This is a genomic window from Streptomyces sp. P13-3-3 (genome assembly GCF_050571355.1).
Taxonomy (GTDB): Bacteria; Actinomycetota; Actinomycetes; order Streptomycetales; family Streptomycetaceae; genus Streptomyces; species Streptomyces althioticus.
The window spans coordinates 4,890,205-4,908,341 of the sequence record NZ_CP192228.1; the positions used below are offsets into that span (position 1 = coordinate 4,890,205).

Below are 18,137 nucleotides of genomic sequence, written 5' to 3' on the forward strand. Positions count from 1 at the left end.
CTTTCTCATGCCCTGTCGCGGTGGGGGATCAGTCCTGCTGGAGGCCCGGCACGCGCATCGCGAGGATCGCCATGTCGTCCGACGGCGCGTCCGAGGCGAAGCGTTCCACCGCGCGCATGATGCGGGCCGCGACCGCGCCGGCAGTCAGCCCCGTGCACGTCTCCAGAACCTCGGCGAGGCCGTCGTCGCCCAGCATCCTGGGGCCTTCGCGGCGCTCGGTGACGCCGTCCGTGACGCACAGGAGGACGTCGCCCGGGTCGAGGGTCACCGTCTCCTCGTACAGCTCCAGGTCCTCCAGGACGCCGAGGAGCGGCTGCGGTTCGGCGGCCGGTTCGACCGTGCCGTCCTGGCGGAGGCGCAGCGGCAGCGGGTGGCCGGCGCAGACCACCTTCAGTTCCGCGCTGCCGTCCTCCTGCGGGCGCATCTCGCCGTACAGGAGTGTGAGGAAGCGGCTGCGCTCACCCTCGTCGAGGATCGCGGAGTTCAGGCGCTCGAGGACCGACGGACCGCTCAGGCCCTCCCTGGCGAGCAGGCGCAGCGCGTGCCGGGCGAGGCCGGTGACGGCCGCCGCGTTCGGGCCCGTGCCGCAGACGTCGCCGATGGCGAAGCCGTAGGCGCCGTCGCTGATCGGGAAGAGGTCGTAGAAGTCGCCGCCGACCTCGTTGCCCTCGCCGGCGGCGCGGTAGATGACCTCGACCTCGACGCCGTCGATCTGCGGCAGCTCCGGCGGCAGCAGGCTGCGCTGGAGGGACTGGCTGATCGCCGTGCGCTCCGAGTACAGGCGGGCGTTGTCCAGGGCCAGGGCGGCCCGGCGGGACAGGTCCTCGGCCAGCTCCAGGATCTCCTGGCGGAAGTGCTCGTCCGTGGGCTTGCCGAGCGTCAGCATGCCGATCACGCGGTTACGGGCCACCAGGGGCAGCACGACCGTCTCGCCGCCGACCGCGGAGGCCGTGGCGAGGGTCGGGCCGATGCCGGTGGTGACGTGCCGGGTGGGGCCGCCGCTCAGGCCGAGGCTGCGCATGGACGTGCGCAGGGCCGCCTGGTGGGCCACCTCCGCGGGCGCCGACCAGACCCGGGCGCCGGGCGTGGGTACCGGGTCCGGCGGGGGGATCTTCGACAGCAGGGACTTGATGCCGTCGATGAGCTCCTCGTCCTCGTGCAGCACGTAGGACAGGTCAGGCTCGGAGGACTGGTCGGCGATCGTGTAGACGGCGCACCAGGTGGCGAGCGTCGGCACCGTCATCTGCGCCATGAGGGCCAGGGTCTGGTCCCGGTCGAGGGTGCCGGCCAGCAGGTCGGACGCCTCGACGAGGAAGCTGAGGGAGCCGCGGCGCAGCCGCTCCAGCTCGCCCAGGCGGGCGGACTCGACGGCGAGGGCGATGCGGTCCGCGGCGAACTGGAGGCGCAGCGCCTCCTCGTTGGAGTAGCGGCCGGGCGCCTCCGCGGCGACGCCGAGGGACCCGGTGAGGCGGCCCTCGACCTTGAGGGGCACGGTGACGACCGAGCGCATCCCGGTGCCGTTGAGGAGCGGGACCGCGCCCGGGACGGCCGAGAGGTCCTCGTGGACGGCCGGCATGCGGGCGGAGCCGTAGCGGCCGGGGCCGCCCTCGACGGGGACGCGTGCGAAGCGCTGGCGGGCCGAGGGCAGGCCGGTGGAGGCGCGGACCTCGAGTTCCGTCTCGTCGTCGGTGGCGAGCAGCAGGAAGGCGGAGTCGCCGTCGAGCATGTCGCGGGCGCGTTCCACGGTGCGCTGGAGCAGGCCGTCGAGGTCGTCGGGGGCGGGGGAGCCGATGAAGACCTCGAACGGGTCGGCGCTCGGGCCGTCGGAGCCGCCCGAGGAGTCGGTGGAGGGCACCCGGAGCGGGGTCTGGAGAACCGCCCGTTCGTGGTCGCGTACCAGGAGACACACGGTTGACGGTTCGCCGTCGGTGTCCCGGACGCGCAGGTGGGAGGCGTACACCGGGATGACGCGGCCGTGGGCGCCGCGGATGCCGTAGGAGCCCTCCCAGCGGGAGAGCTGGAGGGCGTCGGCGATGCCGGTGCCGGTGCCGGGGGTGTGCGGCCAGGCGGCGAGGTCGGTGAGCGGCTTGCCGGTGACCTGCTCCGCGGTGTAGCCGAACAGTTCCTCCGCGTCCTCGTTCCAGGCGGTGATGGAGCCGGAACGGTCGATCTGGACGACGGCGACGCGGACCCGGGTGTCGGCGAGCGGCAGCAGATGGGCGGGGAGGGCGGGCCCCGCGGCGCGGGTGCCGACCGCGCGCTCGGGGAGGTCGAGCTGGAACCAGACGGTCTTGTGGGTGGGCGTGTAGTCGACGCCCCAGTGGCCGGCCAGGGCGGCGCAGAGCTGGAGGCCGCGTCCGCCCTCGCGGTCGGGGCTGCCCATGTCGATCGGGGAGCCCTGGAGAGGGATCTCACGCTCGGGATACCGGTCGGCCACCTCGATCCGGACACCGTCCTCGCTGCGCAGGCAGAGCAGCTCGGCGGAGGTGCCCGCGTGCACGACGGCGTTGGTCACCAGCTCGCTGGTCAGCACCACGGCGTCGTCGACGATGTCGCCGAAGCCCCAGCCCTGGAGGGTGTCACGGACGAAGGAGCGGGCGCTCGCGACGGATCGTCCGACGGGCTCGAAGCTGGCGGCCGCGCGCGCGGTGATCACAGAACTCCTCGACCGGTTCTCGACGGGCATGGCTCCCTGGCCGGCCGGCTCGTGCCGCTGCTGCGGCAGGCCGTCCGTCGGCCGTGGGTCGTCCGGGGGCTGTTCCCCCGGGATCAGTCCGGTGGTCATGTTGTGCGGCCGCCCCTCCGATGCCCGCTCGTTCTCGTGCCACCGCCCAGGCCGGACGCGCCGGCGTGGCTGGACAGCCGCATGCAAGGTTACTTACCTTCGCGGTCCGAGCGGATGCCGGTCTGCAGTGTTTCCGTCCGAGGTGTTCGCCGTCCGGCGGGTGTGCGGACGATGTGCGAAGCTGCCGAACTGTTATGGCCTGGTTCCGCGGGGGTGAAACACTGGGCAGGCTTGTAGGGAAGGTCCGGGCAGGCAGTGTGGCGCCGGGGCCGGGTGGGCAGCAGCCCCCTGGCGCGCCTCGGAACGTCGGGCAGGGCATCCCGGTCCAACAGGAGAAGCAGTCAGCAGCAACGGGAGCACCCTGGACGGTGTGACCGGGCACAGCGGTAACGGTCGACCCCTGCGGGAGGGACACAGTGGAGTCTGGCGCAGCGACGCGGAGCACGAAGACGACGCGCGCGAAAGGCGGACAGTCCCTGAGCAAGGCGGGGAAGGCCCGGGGCGGCACGGTGACGGTGGAGGCGGCCGCGTTGAACCGCCTGATGGGCGCCCTGGTGGCGATGCGGGACGGAAACTTCCGCAAACGTCTCACGGTGACCGGCGACGGTGTGATGGCGGAGATCGCCGCCGTCTTCAACGAGGTCGCCGACCGGAACCTGCACCTCACGGGCGAGCTGGCGCGGGTGCGCCGCATGGTGGGGCGTGAGGGAAAGCTCACGGAGCGGCTGGAGACGGGACCCTCGGAGGGCTCCTGGGCGGCCGCGATCGACCACTCCAACGCCCTGGTGGACGACCTCGTACGGCCGGTCTCCGAGGTGAGCCGGGTGCTGTCGGCGGTGGCGGAGGGTGATCTGTCGCCGCGCATGGAGCTGCGGACGCAGGCGCCGGACGGGACCGGGCATCCGCTGCGGGGCGAGTTCCTGAAGGTCGCGCGGACCGTGAACAACCTGGTCGACCAGCTGTCGACGTTCACCGACGAGGTCACGCGCGTGGCCAGTGAGGTGGGCACCGAGGGCAAGCTGGGCGGTCAGGCGCAGGTGCGGGGCATGTCCGGGTCCTGGAAGGACCTGACGGACTCCGTGAACACGATGGCGGAGCGGCTGACGGCGCAGGTGCGCGACATCGCGCTGGTGACGACGGCCGTGGCGCGCGGTGACCTGTCCCGCAAGGTCACGGTGCACGTCGAGGGGGAGATGCTGGAGCTGAAGAACACCGTCAACACGATGGTGGACCAGCTCTCCGCGTTCTCCTCCGAGGTGACACGCGTCGCGCGCGAGGTGGGCACCGAGGGCGCCCTGGGCGGTCAGGCGCAGGTGCCGGGTGTGGACGGTGTGTGGAAGGAGCTCACCGACTCCGTCAACACCATGGCCGGGAACCTGACCGCGCAGGTGCGCGGGATCGCCGAGGTGACGACGGCGGTCGCCAACGGTGACCTGTCGCGCAAGGTGACGGTGCCGGCGCGCGGCGAGGTGGCGCAGCTCGCCGAGACGATCAACCAGATGACCGAGACGCTGCGGATCTTCGCGGACGAGGTGACGCGGGTCGCCAACGAGGTCGGCGCCGAGGGGCGGCTGGGCGGCCAGGCGAACGTGCCGGGCGCGGCGGGCACGTGGAAGGACCTGACGGACTCGGTCAACACGGTGTTCCGGAACCTGACCACCCAGGTGAGGGACATCGCGGCGGTGACGACGGCGGTGGCCAACGGTGACCTGTCGCAGAAGGTCACCGTGGACGTGGCCGGCGAGATGCTGGAGCTGAAGAACACCGTCAACACGATGGTCGACCAGCTCTCCGCGTTCGGCGCCGAGGTGACGCGGGTGGCGCGGGAGATCGGTGTCGAGGGCGAGCTGGGCGGTCAGGCGCAGGTGCCGGGTGCGGCCGGCACGTGGAAGGACCTGACGGACTCCGTCAACACCGCGTTCCGCAACCTCACCGGTCAGGTGCGCAACATCGCCCAGGTGACGACGGCGGTGGCCAACGGCGACCTGTCGCAGAAGGTCACCGTGGACGTCTCAGGCGAGATGCTCCAGCTGAAGAACACCGTGAACACGATGGTGGACCAGCTGTCGAGCTTCGCCGACCAGGTCACGCGGATGGCGCGGGACGTGGGCACGGAGGGCCGGCTGGGCGGCCAGGCGCGCGTGGACGGCGTGTCGGGCACCTGGAAGGAGCTGACCGACTCCGTCAACTCGATGGCGTCGAACCTCACCGGTCAGGTGCGCAACATCGCCCAGGTGACCACGGCCGTCGCGCGCGGAGACCTGTCGCAGAAGATCGACGTGGACGCGCGCGGGGAGATCCTCGAGCTGAAGAACACCATCAACACGATGGTGGACCAGCTGTCGTCGTTCGCCGACCAGGTGACCCGGGTGGCCCGCGAGGTGGGCACCGAGGGCCGTCTCGGCGGTCAGGCGCAGGTGCCCGGTGTGGCCGGCGTGTGGCGTGACCTGACGGACTCCGTGAACGGCATGGCGTCCAACCTGACCGGCCAGGTGCGCAACATCGCGCAGGTGGCGACGGCGGTGGCGCGCGGTGACCTGTCGCAGAAGATCACCGTGGACGCGCGCGGGGAGATCCTGGAGCTCAAGAACACGCTGAACACGATGGTGGACCAGCTGTCGTCGTTCGCGGAGGAGGTCACCCGCGTCGCCCGTGAGGTGGGCACCGAGGGCATCCTGGGCGGCCAGGCGGAGGTGCAGGGCGTCTCCGGCACCTGGAAGGACCTCACGCAGTCCGTGAACGGCATGGCGAACAACCTGACCCTTCAGGTGCGTAACATCGCCGAGGTGACCACGGCGGTCGCCAAGGGCGACCTGTCGAAGAAGATCACCGTCGACGCCAAGGGCGAGATCCTGGAGCTGGTGACCACCGTCAACACGATGGTGGACCAGCTGTCGTCGTTCGCGGAGCAGGTGACCCGGGTGGCCCGTGAGGTGGGCACCGAGGGCATTCTCGGCGGTCAGGCGCACGTGCCGGGCGTCACGGGCATCTGGAAGGACCTGAGCGACAACGTCAACCTGATGGCGAAGAACCTCACCACGCAGGTGCGGAACATCTCCCAGGTGTCCGCCGCGGTCGCCAACGGTGACCTGACGCGTCAGGTCAGCATCGAGGCGCGCGGTGAGGTGGCGCAGCTCGCGGACACCATCAACACGATGGTGAAGACGCTGAGCGCGTTCGCCGAGCAGGTCACCAAGGTGGCGCGTGAGGTGGGCACGGACGGCATCCTGGGCGGTCAGGCGCACGTGCCGGGTGTGGCGGGCACGTGGAAGGACCTCACCGAGTCGGTGAACGGCATGGCCTCCAACCTGACCGGCCAGGTCCGCAACATCGCCATGGTGACCACGGCGATCGCCAAGGGTGACCTGACGAAGAAGATCGACATCGACGCGCGCGGGGAGATCCTCGAGCTGAAGACGACCATCAACACGATGGTCGACCAGCTGTCGTCGTTCGCCGAGGAGGTCACGCGTGTGGCCCGCGAGGTGGGCACCGAGGGTCAGCTGGGCGGCCAGGCGCGGGTGCGGGACGTGGACGGCACCTGGCGGGACCTGACCGAGTCGGTGAACGAGATGGCCGGGAACCTGACCCGGCAGGTGCGCGCCATCGCGCGCGTGGCGACCGCGGTGACCCGCGGCGACCTGAACCTGAAGATCGACGTGGACGCGTCCGGGGAGATCCAGGAGCTCCAGGACTACATCAACAAGATGATCGCCAACCTGCGCGACACCACGATCGCCAACAAGGAGCAGGACTGGCTGAAGGGCAACCTGGCCCGCATCTCGGCGCTGATGCAGGGCCGCCGCGACCTGGAGGACGTCGCCTCGCTGATCATGAGCGAGCTGACGCCGGTGGTGTCCGCGCAGCACGGCGCGTTCTTCCTCGCGATGCCGCTGGTGGACGGCGAGGACCTGAACGCGGCCGACGAGGAGCAGTTCGAGCTGCGGATGCTGGGCTCGTACGGCTACTCCATGGGGTCGATGCCGACGTCGTTCCAGCCCGGTGAGGGGCTGATCGGGACGGCCGCGATGGAGAAGCGCACGATCCTGGTGGACAAGGCGCCCAGCGGCTACCTGAAGATCTCCTCGGGGCTCGGGGAGGCGCCGCCGGCCCAGGTGATCGTGCTGCCGGTGGTGTTCGAGGGGAAGGTGCTCGGCGTCATCGAGCTGGCGTCGTTCACGCCGTTCACGGCGATCCAGAAGGACTTCCTCAACCAGATCGCCGAGATGATCGCGACCAGCGTCAACACCATCTCGGTCAACACCAAGACCGAGCGGCTGCTGGCCCAGTCGCAGGAGCTCACCGAGCAACTGAGGGAGCGTTCTGCGGAGTTGGAGCAGCGGCAGAAGGCCCTCCAGGCGTCCAACGCGGAGCTGGAGGAGAAGGCCGAGCTGCTGGCCCGTCAGAACCGCGACATCGAGGTGAAGAACACCGAGATCGAGGAGGCGCGGCAGGTCCTGGAGGAGCGCGCCGAGCAGCTCGCGGTGTCGATGCGCTACAAGAGCGAGTTCCTGGCGAACATGTCGCACGAGCTGCGCACGCCGCTCAACTCGCTGCTGATTCTGGCCAAGTTGCTCGCGGACAACGCGGAGGGGAACCTCTCCCCGAAGCAGGTGGAGTTCGCCGAGACGATCCACGGCGCCGGGTCGGACCTGCTGCAGCTCATCAACGACATCCTCGACCTGTCGAAGGTCGAGGCGGGCAAGATGGACGTCTCCCCGACGCGCATCGCCCTGGTGCAGCTCGTGGACTACGTGGAGGCCACGTTCCGGCCGCTGACCGCGGAGAAGGGCCTGGACCTGTCGGTGCGGATCTCGCCGGAGCTGCCGGCCACCCTGCACACCGACGAGCAGCGGCTGCTCCAGGTGCTGCGGAACCTGCTGTCCAACGCGGTGAAGTTCACCGACTCCGGATCGGTCGAGCTGGTCATCCGGCCCGCCCGGGACGACGTCCCGCAGGCCATCCGGGAGCAGCTGCTGGAGGCCGGTTCGCTGACCGACCCGGACGCGGACCTGATCGCGTTCTCGGTGAGCGACACGGGCATCGGCATCGCCGCGAGCAAGATGCGGGTGATCTTCGAGGCGTTCAAGCAGGCCGACGGCACCACCAGCCGCAAGTACGGCGGCACGGGCCTGGGACTGTCCATCTCGCGGGAGATCGCGCAGCTGCTCGGCGGCGAGATCCACGCGCAGAGCGAGCCGGGCCGCGGCTCGACGTTCACGCTGTACCTGCCCCTGCACCCGAGCGAGCTGCCGCCCAACGGCTACCAGCAGCCGCCCATGCCGGCGCTGGAGGCCGGGGACCTGGTGGCGTCGGCCGAGCTGACCGCGGCGCCGGAGGCCGAGCCGCCGGCGGAGGTGACCTCGTACCGCGAGGCGCAGAACGGTCCGGCGGCGCTGTTCCGCCGCCGGCGCCGGGTGTCGCTCCGGCAGGACCAGCGGCCCTCCGCGGAGCTGGAGGAGTGGCCGGCCGTGGAGCCGGAGCCGGAGACCGCGCGCACGCCGCGCAAGGGCATCCGGTTCGGCGGGCAGAAGGTGCTGATCGTCGACGACGACATCCGCAACGTCTTCGCGCTGACCAGCGTCCTGGAGCAGCACGGCCTGTCCGTGCTGTACGCGGAGAACGGCCGCGAGGGCATCGAGGTGCTGGAGCAGCACGACGACGTGGCGGTCGTGCTGATGGACATCATGATGCCCGAGATGGACGGGTACGCGACGACCACGGCGATCCGGCGGATGCCGCAGTTCGCCGGGCTGCCGATCATCGCGCTCACCGCGAAGGCGATGAAGGGCGACCGGGAGAAGGCCATCGAGTCGGGCGCCTCCGACTACGTGACCAAGCCGGTCGACCCCGATCACCTGCTGACGGTGATGGAGCAGTGGATGAGGGGGGAGTGAGACCGGCGGCGGCGGAGCGTGCGAAGGTGACGGGAAGCTTCCGAGGACGCGCGGAGTTGTCCACGCGTCGTGCGCGAAGTCGTGTAGAAGTGCGGTATACGGGGAACCTTCTGGTCTCCTGCAGCGTTTCCGCTACGTGCACAGTGACATCGCGGTGACAGGGTGTGGCGACGAGCGGGGTGCGGCTACGATGACCGGCACAAGGACGGGCGGCGCAAGGGAGTCGTCGCCTGGGGCGGCACCCGCGGGTGCTGTGTCAGGTCCTGCGGACAGGGAGGGCCCCAAGCCGGGGCGAGGAGGGCGGGCCATGGTGCAGAAGGCCAAGATCCTCCTGGTCGATGACCGGCCGGAGAATCTGCTGGCGCTCGAGGCGATCCTCTCGGCGCTCGATCAGACGCTGGTGCGGGCATCGTCCGGGGAGGAAGCGCTCAAAGCACTGCTCACGGACGATTTCGCGGTCATTCTGCTGGATGTCCAGATGCCGGGCATGGACGGTTTCGAGACCGCGGCGCACATCAAGCGGCGGGAGCGGACCCGGGACATCCCGATCATCTTCCTCACCGCGATCAACCACGGCCCGCACCACACCTTCCGGGGGTACGCGGCGGGCGCGGTGGACTACATCTCCAAGCCGTTCGACCCGTGGGTGCTGCGCGCGAAGGTCTCGGTCTTCGTCGAGCTGTACATGAAGAACTGCCAGCTGCGGGAGCAGGCGTCGCTGCTGCGGCTCCAGCTCGAGGGCAGCGAGAAGGACGCGGGGGAGTCCAAGGAGTCCGCGGGGCTGCTCGCCGAGCTGTCGGCGCGGCTCGCCGCCGTCGAGGAGCAGGCCGAGGCGCTCACCAAGCAGCTGAACGACGAGTCGACGGACGCGGCCGCGGTCGCCACGGCGGCCCATCTGGAGCGCAAGCTCACGGGATTGCGGCGTGCGCTGGACGCCCTGGACCCCGGGACGGGGAGCGCGTCGTCGGTGCCCTCGCAGAACTGACCGCGCCGACGCGGGCCTTGCCCGGCCCCGCGGGCGACCCAATTCTTGAGGGGGCGTCAACTCGGCGCCTCGGGGGCGCCGCGCGTCAGTTCCGCGCCTAGAAGTGGGCGACACGAACGGGTGAAGCATCCGCCACGCGTGTCACGTGCCGTCTCCCCCGGTAACCTCACACCATGGCCTCACGTCCCTCCGCAGCCAAGAAGCCGCCCGCGAAGAAGGCGGCCGCTTCCGCGAAGGCTCCGGCGAAGAAGGCCGCCGCCAGGAAACCTCCGGCGAAGAAGGCGCCCGCCAAGAAGGCCCCGGCGAAGAAGCCGGCCCCCGCGCCGGCCCCGAACCCGACCGGCGCCGTCTACCGGCTCGTCCGCGCCCTGTGGCTGGGGCTGGCGCACGCCGTCGGCGCGGTGTTCCGCGGCATAGGGCAGGGCGCCAAGAACCTCGACCCGGCCCACCGCAAGGACGGTCTCGCGCTGCTGCTGCTCGGCATCGCGCTGATCGTCGCCGCCGGCACCTGGGCCGACCTCAAGGGGCCCGTCGGCGACCTGGTGGAGATCCTGGTCACCGGCGCGTTCGGCCGGCTCGACCTGCTGGTGCCGATCCTCGTCGCCGTCGTCGCCGTGCGGTTCATCCGGCACCCGGAGAAGCCCGAGGCCAACGGGCGGATCGTCATCGGCCTGTCCGCGCTCGTCATCGGCGTCCTGGGCCAGATCCACATCGCCTGCGGCTCGCCCCCGCGCGCCGACGGCATGCAGGCCATAAGGGACGCCGGCGGCCTCATCGGCTGGGGAGCCGCCGCGCCGCTGTCGTCCACCATGACCGACGTGCTGGCCGTGCCCCTGCTGGTGCTGCTCACCGTCTTTGGCCTGCTGGTGGTCACGGCCACCCCGGTGAACGCGATCCCGCAGCGCCTGCGTCAGCTCGGCGTACGGCTGGGCCTGGTGCACGAGCCGGAGGAGTACGGCGAGGACGACGAGCGCTACGAGGAGCAGTGGCGCGAGGCGCTTCCCCAGAGCCGCCGCAGGCGCCGCCCCGCACCCGAGGAGTACGGCCCGGAGCACGCGGAGGAGGAGGCGCTGTCGCGTCGGCGGCGCCGCCCGCGCCGGTCCGCCGTGCCGCAGCCCGACGCCGACCGGGCCATGGACGCCGTGGACGTGGCCGCCGCCGCGGCCGCCGCGCTCGACGGTGCCGTGCTGCACGGCATGCCGCCCTCCCCGGTCGTCGCCGACCTCACCCAGGGCGTCAGCACCGGGGACTACGAGCCGACCACCCCAACGCCGGTGCCGTCCGCCCGCCCGCAGCAGGACGCGCCGAAGAAGGGCAGGTCCCGGCGGGAGGCGCCCGCGAAGGACGAGGGGGCCGAGCAGCGGGAGCGGCCGCCCGCGGGCGTGCTCGACATGACCAAGGCGCCGCCGCGCGAACCCCGCGACCTGCCGCCGCGCGCCGAGCAGTTGCAGCTCTCCGGCGACATCACCTACTCCCTGCCGTCGCTCGACCTGCTGCACCGCGGCGGTCCCGGCAAGGCGCGCAGCGCGGCCAACGACGCCATAGTGGAGGCGCTGCGGAAGGTCTTCACCGAGTTCAAGGTGGACGCCGACGTCACCGGCTTCACCCGCGGCCCGACGGTCACCCGGTACGTCGTCGAACTCGGCCCTGCCGTGAAGGTCGAGCGGGTCACCGCGCTCACCAAGAACATCGCGTACGCCGTGGCCAGCCCGGACGTGCGGATCATCAGCCCCATCCCCGGCAAGTCGGCGGTCGGCATCGAGATCCCCAACACCGACCGGGAGATGGTGAACCTCGGTGACGTGCTGCGGCTCGCGGAGTCCGCCGAGGACGACGACCCGATGCTGGTCGCCTTCGGCAAGGACGTCGAGGGCGGCTACGTCATGGACTCGCTGGCGAAGATGCCGCACATGCTGGTCGCCGGCGCCACCGGCTCCGGCAAGTCGTCCTGCATCAACTGCCTGATCACGTCGATCATGATGCGGGCCACCCCGGAGGACGTCCGGATGATCCTGGTCGACCCCAAGCGCGTCGAGCTGACCGCGTACGAGGGCATCCCGCACCTGATCACGCCGATCATCACCAACCCCAAGCGGGCCGCCGAGGCGCTCCAGTGGGTCGTGCGCGAGATGGACCTGCGCTACGACGACCTGGCCGCCTACGGCTACCGGCACATCGACGACTTCAACCGCGCGGTGCGCGAGGGCAAGGTCAAGCCGCCCGAGGGCAGCGAGCGCGAGCTCCAGCCGTACCCGTACCTGCTGGTGATCGTGGACGAGCTGGCCGACCTGATGATGGTCGCCCCGCGGGACGTCGAGGACGCCATCGTGCGCATCACCCAGCTCGCGCGCGCGGCCGGCATCCACCTGGTGCTGGCCACCCAGCGGCCCTCGGTCGACGTCGTCACCGGTCTGATCAAGGCGAACGTGCCGTCCCGGCTGGCGTTCGCCACGTCGTCGCTCGCCGACTCACGCGTCATCCTCGACCAGCCGGGCGCCGAGAAGCTGATCGGCAAGGGCGACGGGCTGTTCCTGCCCATGGGCGCGAACAAACCCACGCGTATGCAGGGCGCGTTCGTGACCGAGGAGGAGGTCGCGGCGGTCGTCCAGCACTGCAAGGACCAGATGGCGCCCGTCTTCCGGGACGACGTCGTCGTCGGCACCAAGCAGAAGAAGGAGATCGACGAGGACATCGGCGACGACCTCGACCTGCTGTGCCAGGCGGCCGAGCTGGTCGTCTCCACCCAGTTCGGGTCCACGTCGATGCTCCAGCGCAAGCTGCGCGTCGGCTTCGCCAAGGCGGGCCGGCTGATGGACCTCATGGAGTCCCGTAACATCGTCGGACCGAGCGAAGGTTCGAAGGCTCGTGACGTTCTTGTGAAGCCTGATGAACTGGACGGCGTGCTCGCGCTGATCCGCGGGGAGTCTGAAGGGTAGACGGCGGGGACGCGGTCGTCGCGCCGGGACGTCCGGCCGGGTGATCGTGACCCTTCCGTAAGCGATCAACGAGCAACCGTTTCCCGTCGGCACACGTCAACTTGAACGAAGTGTCAGGCAGTAGGACGACCATCGGAATGTCGGGCCATTCCGATGGCGTACAAAGTACGAACGCCCGGTTGCCCCACCCCTTCGTACCCCACCTAGACTGAACCTCCAGCACAGGCGGCTACACGCTCGAAAGGCGCCCCCGTGTCCATCGGCAACTCCCCTGAAGACGAGCGTCCGTTCGAAGACGTTTCCGAGGAAGACCGCCCTTCCGTCTCGGTCGGCCGTGCGCTGCAGCAGGCGCGCATCGCCGCCGGGCTCACCGTCGACGACGTCAGTACCGCCACCCGCGTCCGCATCGGCATCGTCCACGCCATCGAGCGGGACGACTTCGCCCCCTGCGGCGGGGACGTGTACGCGCGCGGGCACATCCGCACGCTGGCCAAGTTCGTCAAGCTGGATCCCGCCCCGCTGCTCGCCCAGTACGAGTCGCAGAACGGCGGCGGACGCCCGGCGCCCACCCCGGCCGCGCCCCTCTTCGAGGCGGAGCGCATCCGTCCGGAGCGGCGCGGACCCAACTGGACCGCCGCGATGGTCGCCGCGATCGTGGTCGTGATCGGCTTCGTCGGCTTCACCATGGTCAACGGTGACGACGAGGGCGGGGCGAACGTCGCCGGCGACACCGAGCCGAGCGCGTCGCCCACGCCCAGCCCCACCACCAAGACCGCCAAGCCCGTCGTGCCCGCGCCGGATCCGTCGGACAGCGCCATCGCCGCGGCCCCGCAGGACAAGGTGACCGTCAAGGTCGTCGCCGCCGACGGACCCAGCTGGATCTCCGCCAAGGACCACAACGGCAAGGTCCTCTTCGCCGAGCTGCTCAAGAAGGGCGAGGACAAGACCTTCCAGGACAACTCCAAGATCGACCTGGTCCTCGGCGACGCGGGCGCCCTCGACCTGTTCGTGAACGGCAAGAAGATCGAGGACGACTGGCAGCCGGGCGCCGTGGAGCGCCTCACCTACACCAAGGGCGACCCCCAGGCCGGGTGACCGGCTCCAGGGAACGCGATCACCACGGGGTTGGCCGGGTCCGGCCAACCCCGTCGACGTGGGGCGTCGCCGGGACGAAGTAGTCTTGAGCCCATGCCTGAACGCCGTACCGTCGCACTGGTCACCCTTGGCTGCGCCCGTAACGAGGTGGACTCGGAGGAGCTCGCAGGCCGTTTGGAGGCGGACGGCTGGAAGCTCGTCGAGGACGCCGAGGAAGCGGACGTCGCCGTCGTCAACACCTGTGGCTTCGTCGAGGCCGCCAAGAAGGACTCCGTCGACGCCCTCCTGGAGGCCAACGACCTCAAGGGACACGGGAGAACCCAGGCGGTCGTCGCCGTGGGCTGCATGGCCGAGCGGTACGGCAAGGAGCTCGCCGAAGCCCTTCCCGAGGCCGACGGCGTGCTCGGCTTCGACGACTACGCGGACATCTCCGACCGCCTGCAGACCATCCTGAACGGCGGCATCCACGCCGCCCACACCCCGCGCGACCGGCGCAAGCTGCTGCCCATCAGCCCGGCCGAGCGGCAGGACTCCGCCGCCGCCGTCGCGCTCCCCGGGCACGGCCCGGTCGACCTGCCCGACGGCCTCGCCCCCGCCTCGGGCCCCCGTGCGCCCCTGCGCCGCCGCCTGGACGGCTCCCCGGTCGCCTCCGTGAAGCTGGCCTCCGGCTGCGACCGGCGCTGCTCCTTCTGCGCCATCCCCTCCTTCCGCGGCTCGTTCATCTCCCGCCGCCCCAGCGACGTCCTCAACGAGACGCGGTGGCTGGCCGAGCAGGGCGTGAAGGAGATCATGCTGGTCTCCGAGAACAACACCTCCTACGGCAAGGACCTCGGCGACATCCGCCTGCTGGAGTCCCTGCTGCCCGAACTCGCCGAGGTCGACGGCCTGGAGCGGGTGCGCGTCAGCTACCTCCAGCCGGCCGAGATGCGCCCCGGCCTGATCGACGTGCTGACCTCCACCCCCAAGGTCGCCCCCTACTTCGACCTGTCCTTCCAGCACTCCGCGCCCGACGTGCTGCGCGCCATGCGCCGCTTCGGCGACACCGACCGCTTCCTGGAGCTGCTCGACACCATCCGGAGCAAGGCGCCCCAGGCCGGCGTGCGGTCCAACTTCATCGTCGGCTTCCCCGGCGAGTCCGCCGCCGACCTCGCCGAGCTGGAGCGGTTCCTCAACCACGCCCGGCTCGACGCCATCGGCGTGTTCGGCTACTCCGACGAGGAGGGCACCGAGGCCGCCGGCTACGACGGCAAGCTGGACGAGGACGTGGTCGCCGAGCGGCTGGCCCGCGTCTCCCGGCTCGCCGAGGAACTCGTCTCGCAGCGCGCCGAGGAGCGGGTCGGCGAGACCGTGCACGTCCTGGTGGAGTCCGTCGACGAGGAGGAGGGCGTGTACGGCCGTGCCGCGCACCAGGCCCCCGAGACGGACGGCCAGGTGCTGCTCACGAGCGGCGAGGGACTGACGGTCGGCCGTATGGTCGAGGCGAAGGTGGTCGGCACGGAGGGTGTCGACCTGGTGGCCGAGCCGCTCTTCGAGGGCTCGCCCGCGCGCACCGAGGAGGCGGGCAGATGACGGGTGTCCCGGCATCGGCGGCAGGCGGCCCCTCCGGCGCGAGGAGGGCGAAGGGCCCCGCGTCCGGGGGCCTGACACCGGCGGCCGGCCGCGCGCTCGCGCGGGAGGCCAGGGACACGGCTCCGGGCGACTCGGGGGACGGGAGGGCACGGCGTGCAGCGCCTGTCCCCGAGGAGGTCCTCCCGGCGGCCCCTTCCTCACCGCAGCCCTCCCAGGAGGGCGCCGGGACCGCCGAGGCGCAGGGCTCCACACGCGCCCCGCGCGGCGGGAAGATCGCGGCGGCCGCCGTCGACCAGGCCAGCGTCTGGAACATCGCCAACCTGCTGACCATGCTCCGGCTACTACTGGTACCGGCGTTCGTCATGCTGATGCTGGCCGACGGCGGCTACGACCCGGCCTGGCGCTCGCTGGCCTGGGCTGCCTTCGCCATCGCCATGATCACCGACCTGTTCGACGGTCATCTGGCGCGCACCTACAACCTGGTCACCGACTTCGGGAAGATCGCCGACCCCATCGCCGACAAGGCCATCATGGGCGCGGCGCTGATCTGTCTGTCCGCGCTGGGCGACCTGCCGTGGTGGGTCACGGGCGTGATCCTCGGCCGGGAACTGGGGATCACCCTGCTGCGTTTCCTCGTCATCCGTTACGGGGTCATCCCCGCCAGCCGGGGCGGCAAGCTCAAGACCCTCACCCAGGGCGTGGCCGTCGGCATGTACGTGCTGGCACTGACCGGGTGGCTGGCGACGCTGCGGTGGTGGGTGATGGCCGCGGCGGTGGTGCTGACCGTGGCGACCGGACTCGACTATGTGAAACAGGCCATTGTGCTGCGCAGGCAGGGAATCGCCGAGCGCAAGGCCGCGTTGGAGGAGACGGAAGAGTGAGTTCAACGGCCACCGAGGTGGTGCGACTACTCACCGTGAACGGCGGGACGCTCGCGGTCGGCGAGTCGCTGACCGGTGGCCTGGTGGCGGCGGAGATCACCTCCGTCCCCGGGGCGTCCAAGGTCTTCAGAGGCTCCGTGACGGCCTACGCCACGGAGCTCAAGCACCGGCTGCTGGGCGTGGACGCCACCCTGCTGGCCCAGCGCGGAGCGGTGGATCCGCAGGTGGCGGCCCAGATGGCGGCCGGGGTGCGCACGGCGCTCGGCGCCGACTGGGGCATCGCCACCACCGGGGTGGCCGGCCCCGACCCCCAGGACGGACAGGCCGTCGGCACGGTGTACGTGGCCGTGGACGGCCCCTTCGCAGAGGGTGACCGTTCCGCCTCTGGCGGAAAAGTGCGCCATCTGCGGTTGAACGGCGACCGCGCGGAAATTCGTATGGAGAGTGTACGGAGCGTACTCGCACTGCTCCTCGCGGAGCTTGCGGGCGAACAGACCGGGAATGAGCGGGCACAGGATACGGAACGGAACGGGGGGTTTTGATGTTTGCAGCCCAGAGTGAACACGACATCGCTCCCCGCACGGCCGCGGCGCGAGGCGGTACGGTGGGGCGAGAAGGATGCGGCTACGCGGTCCGAGGAGGGAGCCACCGATGATTCTGCTCCGTCGCCTGCTGGGTGACGTGCTGCGTCGGCAGCGCCAGCGCCAGGGCCGTACTCTGCGCGAAGTCTCCTCGTCCGCCCGAGTCTCACTCGGCTATCTCTCCGAGGTGGAGCGGGGGCAGAAGGAGGCTTCCTCCGAGCTGCTCTCCGCGATCTGCGACGCGTTGGACGTACGGATGTCCGAGCTCATGCGGGAGGTGAGCGACGAACTCGCTCTCGCCGAGCTGGCCCAGTCTGCTGCAGCGACCCCCAGCGAGCCCGTACCCACGCCGGTTCGACCGATGCTGGGTTCCGTGTCGGTGACCGGTGTGCCACCGGAACGGGTGACCATCAAGGCGCCCGCCGAGGCGGTGGACGTCGTCGCCGCCTGAGCCCGGTGTCCGGCGCCCGCGCGGTGTGACGAAGGTGTGAGATGCCCCGGTGAGGGCTCCTCCGGAAGCTTCCGGAGGGGTGCCGCCGGGGTTTTCGCATGCCCGGAGAGGCGTGGGGGAGCGGGGCGGGGCTGCGTTTGCCGGTGCGGCGGCAGGCCGTCATCGTGGAGACGGAGGCGGGGGAACAGCCACGGAGGTGCGGATGTACGTCGTGAAGAGCCCGTTGTCCGACGAGAACCTGAAGACCGTTTCTGAGGCACTGCAGGGCGCCCTGGTCGATCTCGTCGACCTGTCCCTGGTGGCCAAGCAGATCCACTGGAACGTGGTCGGACCGCGCTTCCGCTCCGTCCATCTCCAGCTCGACGAGGTCGTGACCACCGCACGCGGTCACTCCGACACCGTGGCCGAGCGCGCCGCGGCGCTGGGCGTCTCGCCCGACGGGCGGGCCGCGACCGTGGCCGTCGGCAGCGGCATCGGCGTCACGCCCGAAGGCTGGGTCGACGACGCGGCGGCGGTGAGCGCGCTGGTGGACGCGCTGGGCGCGGTCATCGCCCGTATGCGGGAGCGGATCGCGGCGACCGAGGAGCCCGACCCGGTGACCCAGGACATCATCATCACCATCACCGCGGACCTCGAGAAGCACCACTGGATGTTCCAGGCCGCGAACGGGTGACCCGGCCGCGGGGCGCAGCCCTTGCGTGGAGGAACGGGCCCCTGGTGTGCCGGTGGGCCGCCTGCGTGGCGTTCACCGTCCTGTGGTGGTGGGCGGCGGCACGGCTGCTGTTCGCGCCCGACGCCGGCGCCCTGGAGGGTGCGGTCGCGGCCGGCGGATGGGGACTGAGCGTGCTGCCGGTGCACTGTCTGCCCAAGGCGCGGGCGGACGGGGCGCTCGCCGCCGGACGCTGGCGGCGGGCCTGGCGTGCCGCCCGTGAGCCCGGGGCGGAGTGACGTCCTCGG

At 71.0% G+C, this 18,137-nt stretch carries 11 protein-coding genes; 10 read left to right on the plus strand and 1 reads right to left on the minus strand.

The genetic code is table 11. The features are described from left to right. Positions 1–28: 28 nt before the first annotated feature. Complete coding sequence (locus tag ACQZOG_RS22395; protein WP_033277040.1) at positions 29–2,785, minus strand: SpoIIE family protein phosphatase; 2,757 nt, start codon at positions 2,783–2,785, stop codon at positions 29–31. A gap of 416 nt (positions 2,786–3,201) precedes the next feature. Between ACQZOG_RS22395 and ACQZOG_RS22400 the strand changes: the two genes are divergently transcribed. The 10 genes from ACQZOG_RS22400 (at position 3,202) to ACQZOG_RS22445 (ending at position 18,128) form a co-directional block, all read left to right on the plus strand. Continuing rightward, positions 3,202–8,682, plus strand: coding sequence for a HAMP domain-containing protein (locus ACQZOG_RS22400; protein ID WP_106963336.1), 5,481 nt, complete (start codon positions 3,202–3,204; stop codon positions 8,680–8,682). A 307-nt stretch (positions 8,683–8,989) separates the two neighbouring features. Next, the gene (locus ACQZOG_RS22405; RefSeq protein ID WP_033277039.1) at positions 8,990–9,667 is read left to right on the plus strand and encodes a response regulator; all 678 of its coding nucleotides are present in this window, start codon (positions 8,990–8,992) and stop codon (positions 9,665–9,667) included. Between the two features lie 173 nt (positions 9,668–9,840). Further along, positions 9,841–12,603, plus strand: a complete 2,763-nt coding sequence (locus tag ACQZOG_RS22410) for a DNA translocase FtsK (protein WP_193456284.1) — start codon at positions 9,841–9,843, stop codon at positions 12,601–12,603. A 252-nt stretch (positions 12,604–12,855) separates the two neighbouring features. Continuing rightward, entirely contained in the window at positions 12,856–13,698 is an 843-nt protein-coding gene (locus tag ACQZOG_RS22415) for a helix-turn-helix domain-containing protein (RefSeq protein WP_033277038.1), read from the plus strand. 93 nt (positions 13,699–13,791) lie between these two features. Beyond that, positions 13,792–15,267, plus strand: a complete 1,476-nt coding sequence (gene rimO, locus ACQZOG_RS22420) for a 30S ribosomal protein S12 methylthiotransferase RimO (RefSeq protein ID WP_078493024.1) — start codon at positions 13,792–13,794, stop codon at positions 15,265–15,267. Then, positions 15,264–16,148, plus strand: coding sequence for a CDP-diacylglycerol--glycerol-3-phosphate 3-phosphatidyltransferase (gene pgsA / locus ACQZOG_RS22425; RefSeq protein ID WP_193468866.1), 885 nt, complete (start codon positions 15,264–15,266; stop codon positions 16,146–16,148). Before rimO ends, pgsA begins: the two co-directional genes overlap by 4 nt. Then, positions 16,145–16,690 (plus strand): CinA family protein, encoded by a 546-nt coding sequence (locus tag ACQZOG_RS22430; protein WP_365167970.1) that lies wholly within the window; start codon positions 16,145–16,147, stop codon positions 16,688–16,690. Before pgsA ends, ACQZOG_RS22430 begins: the two co-directional genes overlap by 4 nt. A gap of 109 nt (positions 16,691–16,799) precedes the next feature. After that, positions 16,800–17,180, plus strand: coding sequence for a helix-turn-helix domain-containing protein (locus ACQZOG_RS22435; RefSeq protein ID WP_003993396.1), 381 nt, complete (start codon positions 16,800–16,802; stop codon positions 17,178–17,180). A 202-nt stretch (positions 17,181–17,382) separates the two neighbouring features. Beyond that, entirely contained in the window at positions 17,383–17,853 is a 471-nt protein-coding gene (locus tag ACQZOG_RS22440; protein WP_033277034.1) for a Dps family protein, read from the plus strand. Positions 17,854–17,897: 44 nt separating this feature from the next. Further along, positions 17,898–18,128 carry a hypothetical protein gene (locus ACQZOG_RS22445; protein WP_033277033.1) on the plus strand — a complete coding sequence of 77 codons (231 nt, stop codon included), beginning with the start codon at positions 17,898–17,900 and terminating at the stop codon, positions 18,126–18,128. Positions 18,129–18,137: the final 9 nt, after the last annotated feature.

Bases quoted from the DNA above. Each gene is read 5' to 3' on its own strand.
- pgsA (WP_193468866.1), top strand. From the start codon at position 15,264: ATGACGGGTGTCCCGGCATCGGCGGCAGGCGGCCCCTCCGGCGCGAGG.
- rimO (WP_078493024.1), top strand. From the start codon at position 13,792: ATGCCTGAACGCCGTACCGTCGCACTGGTCACCCTTGGCTGCGCCCGT.
- ACQZOG_RS22395 (WP_033277040.1), bottom strand. From the start codon at position 2,785: ATGACCACCGGACTGATCCCGGGGGAACAGCCCCCGGACGACCCACGG.
- ACQZOG_RS22405 (WP_033277039.1), top strand. From the start codon at position 8,990: ATGGTGCAGAAGGCCAAGATCCTCCTGGTCGATGACCGGCCGGAGAAT.
- ACQZOG_RS22410 (WP_193456284.1), top strand. From the start codon at position 9,841: ATGGCCTCACGTCCCTCCGCAGCCAAGAAGCCGCCCGCGAAGAAGGCG.
- ACQZOG_RS22440 (WP_033277034.1), top strand. From the start codon at position 17,383: ATGTACGTCGTGAAGAGCCCGTTGTCCGACGAGAACCTGAAGACCGTT.
- ACQZOG_RS22435 (WP_003993396.1), top strand. From the start codon at position 16,800: ATGATTCTGCTCCGTCGCCTGCTGGGTGACGTGCTGCGTCGGCAGCGC.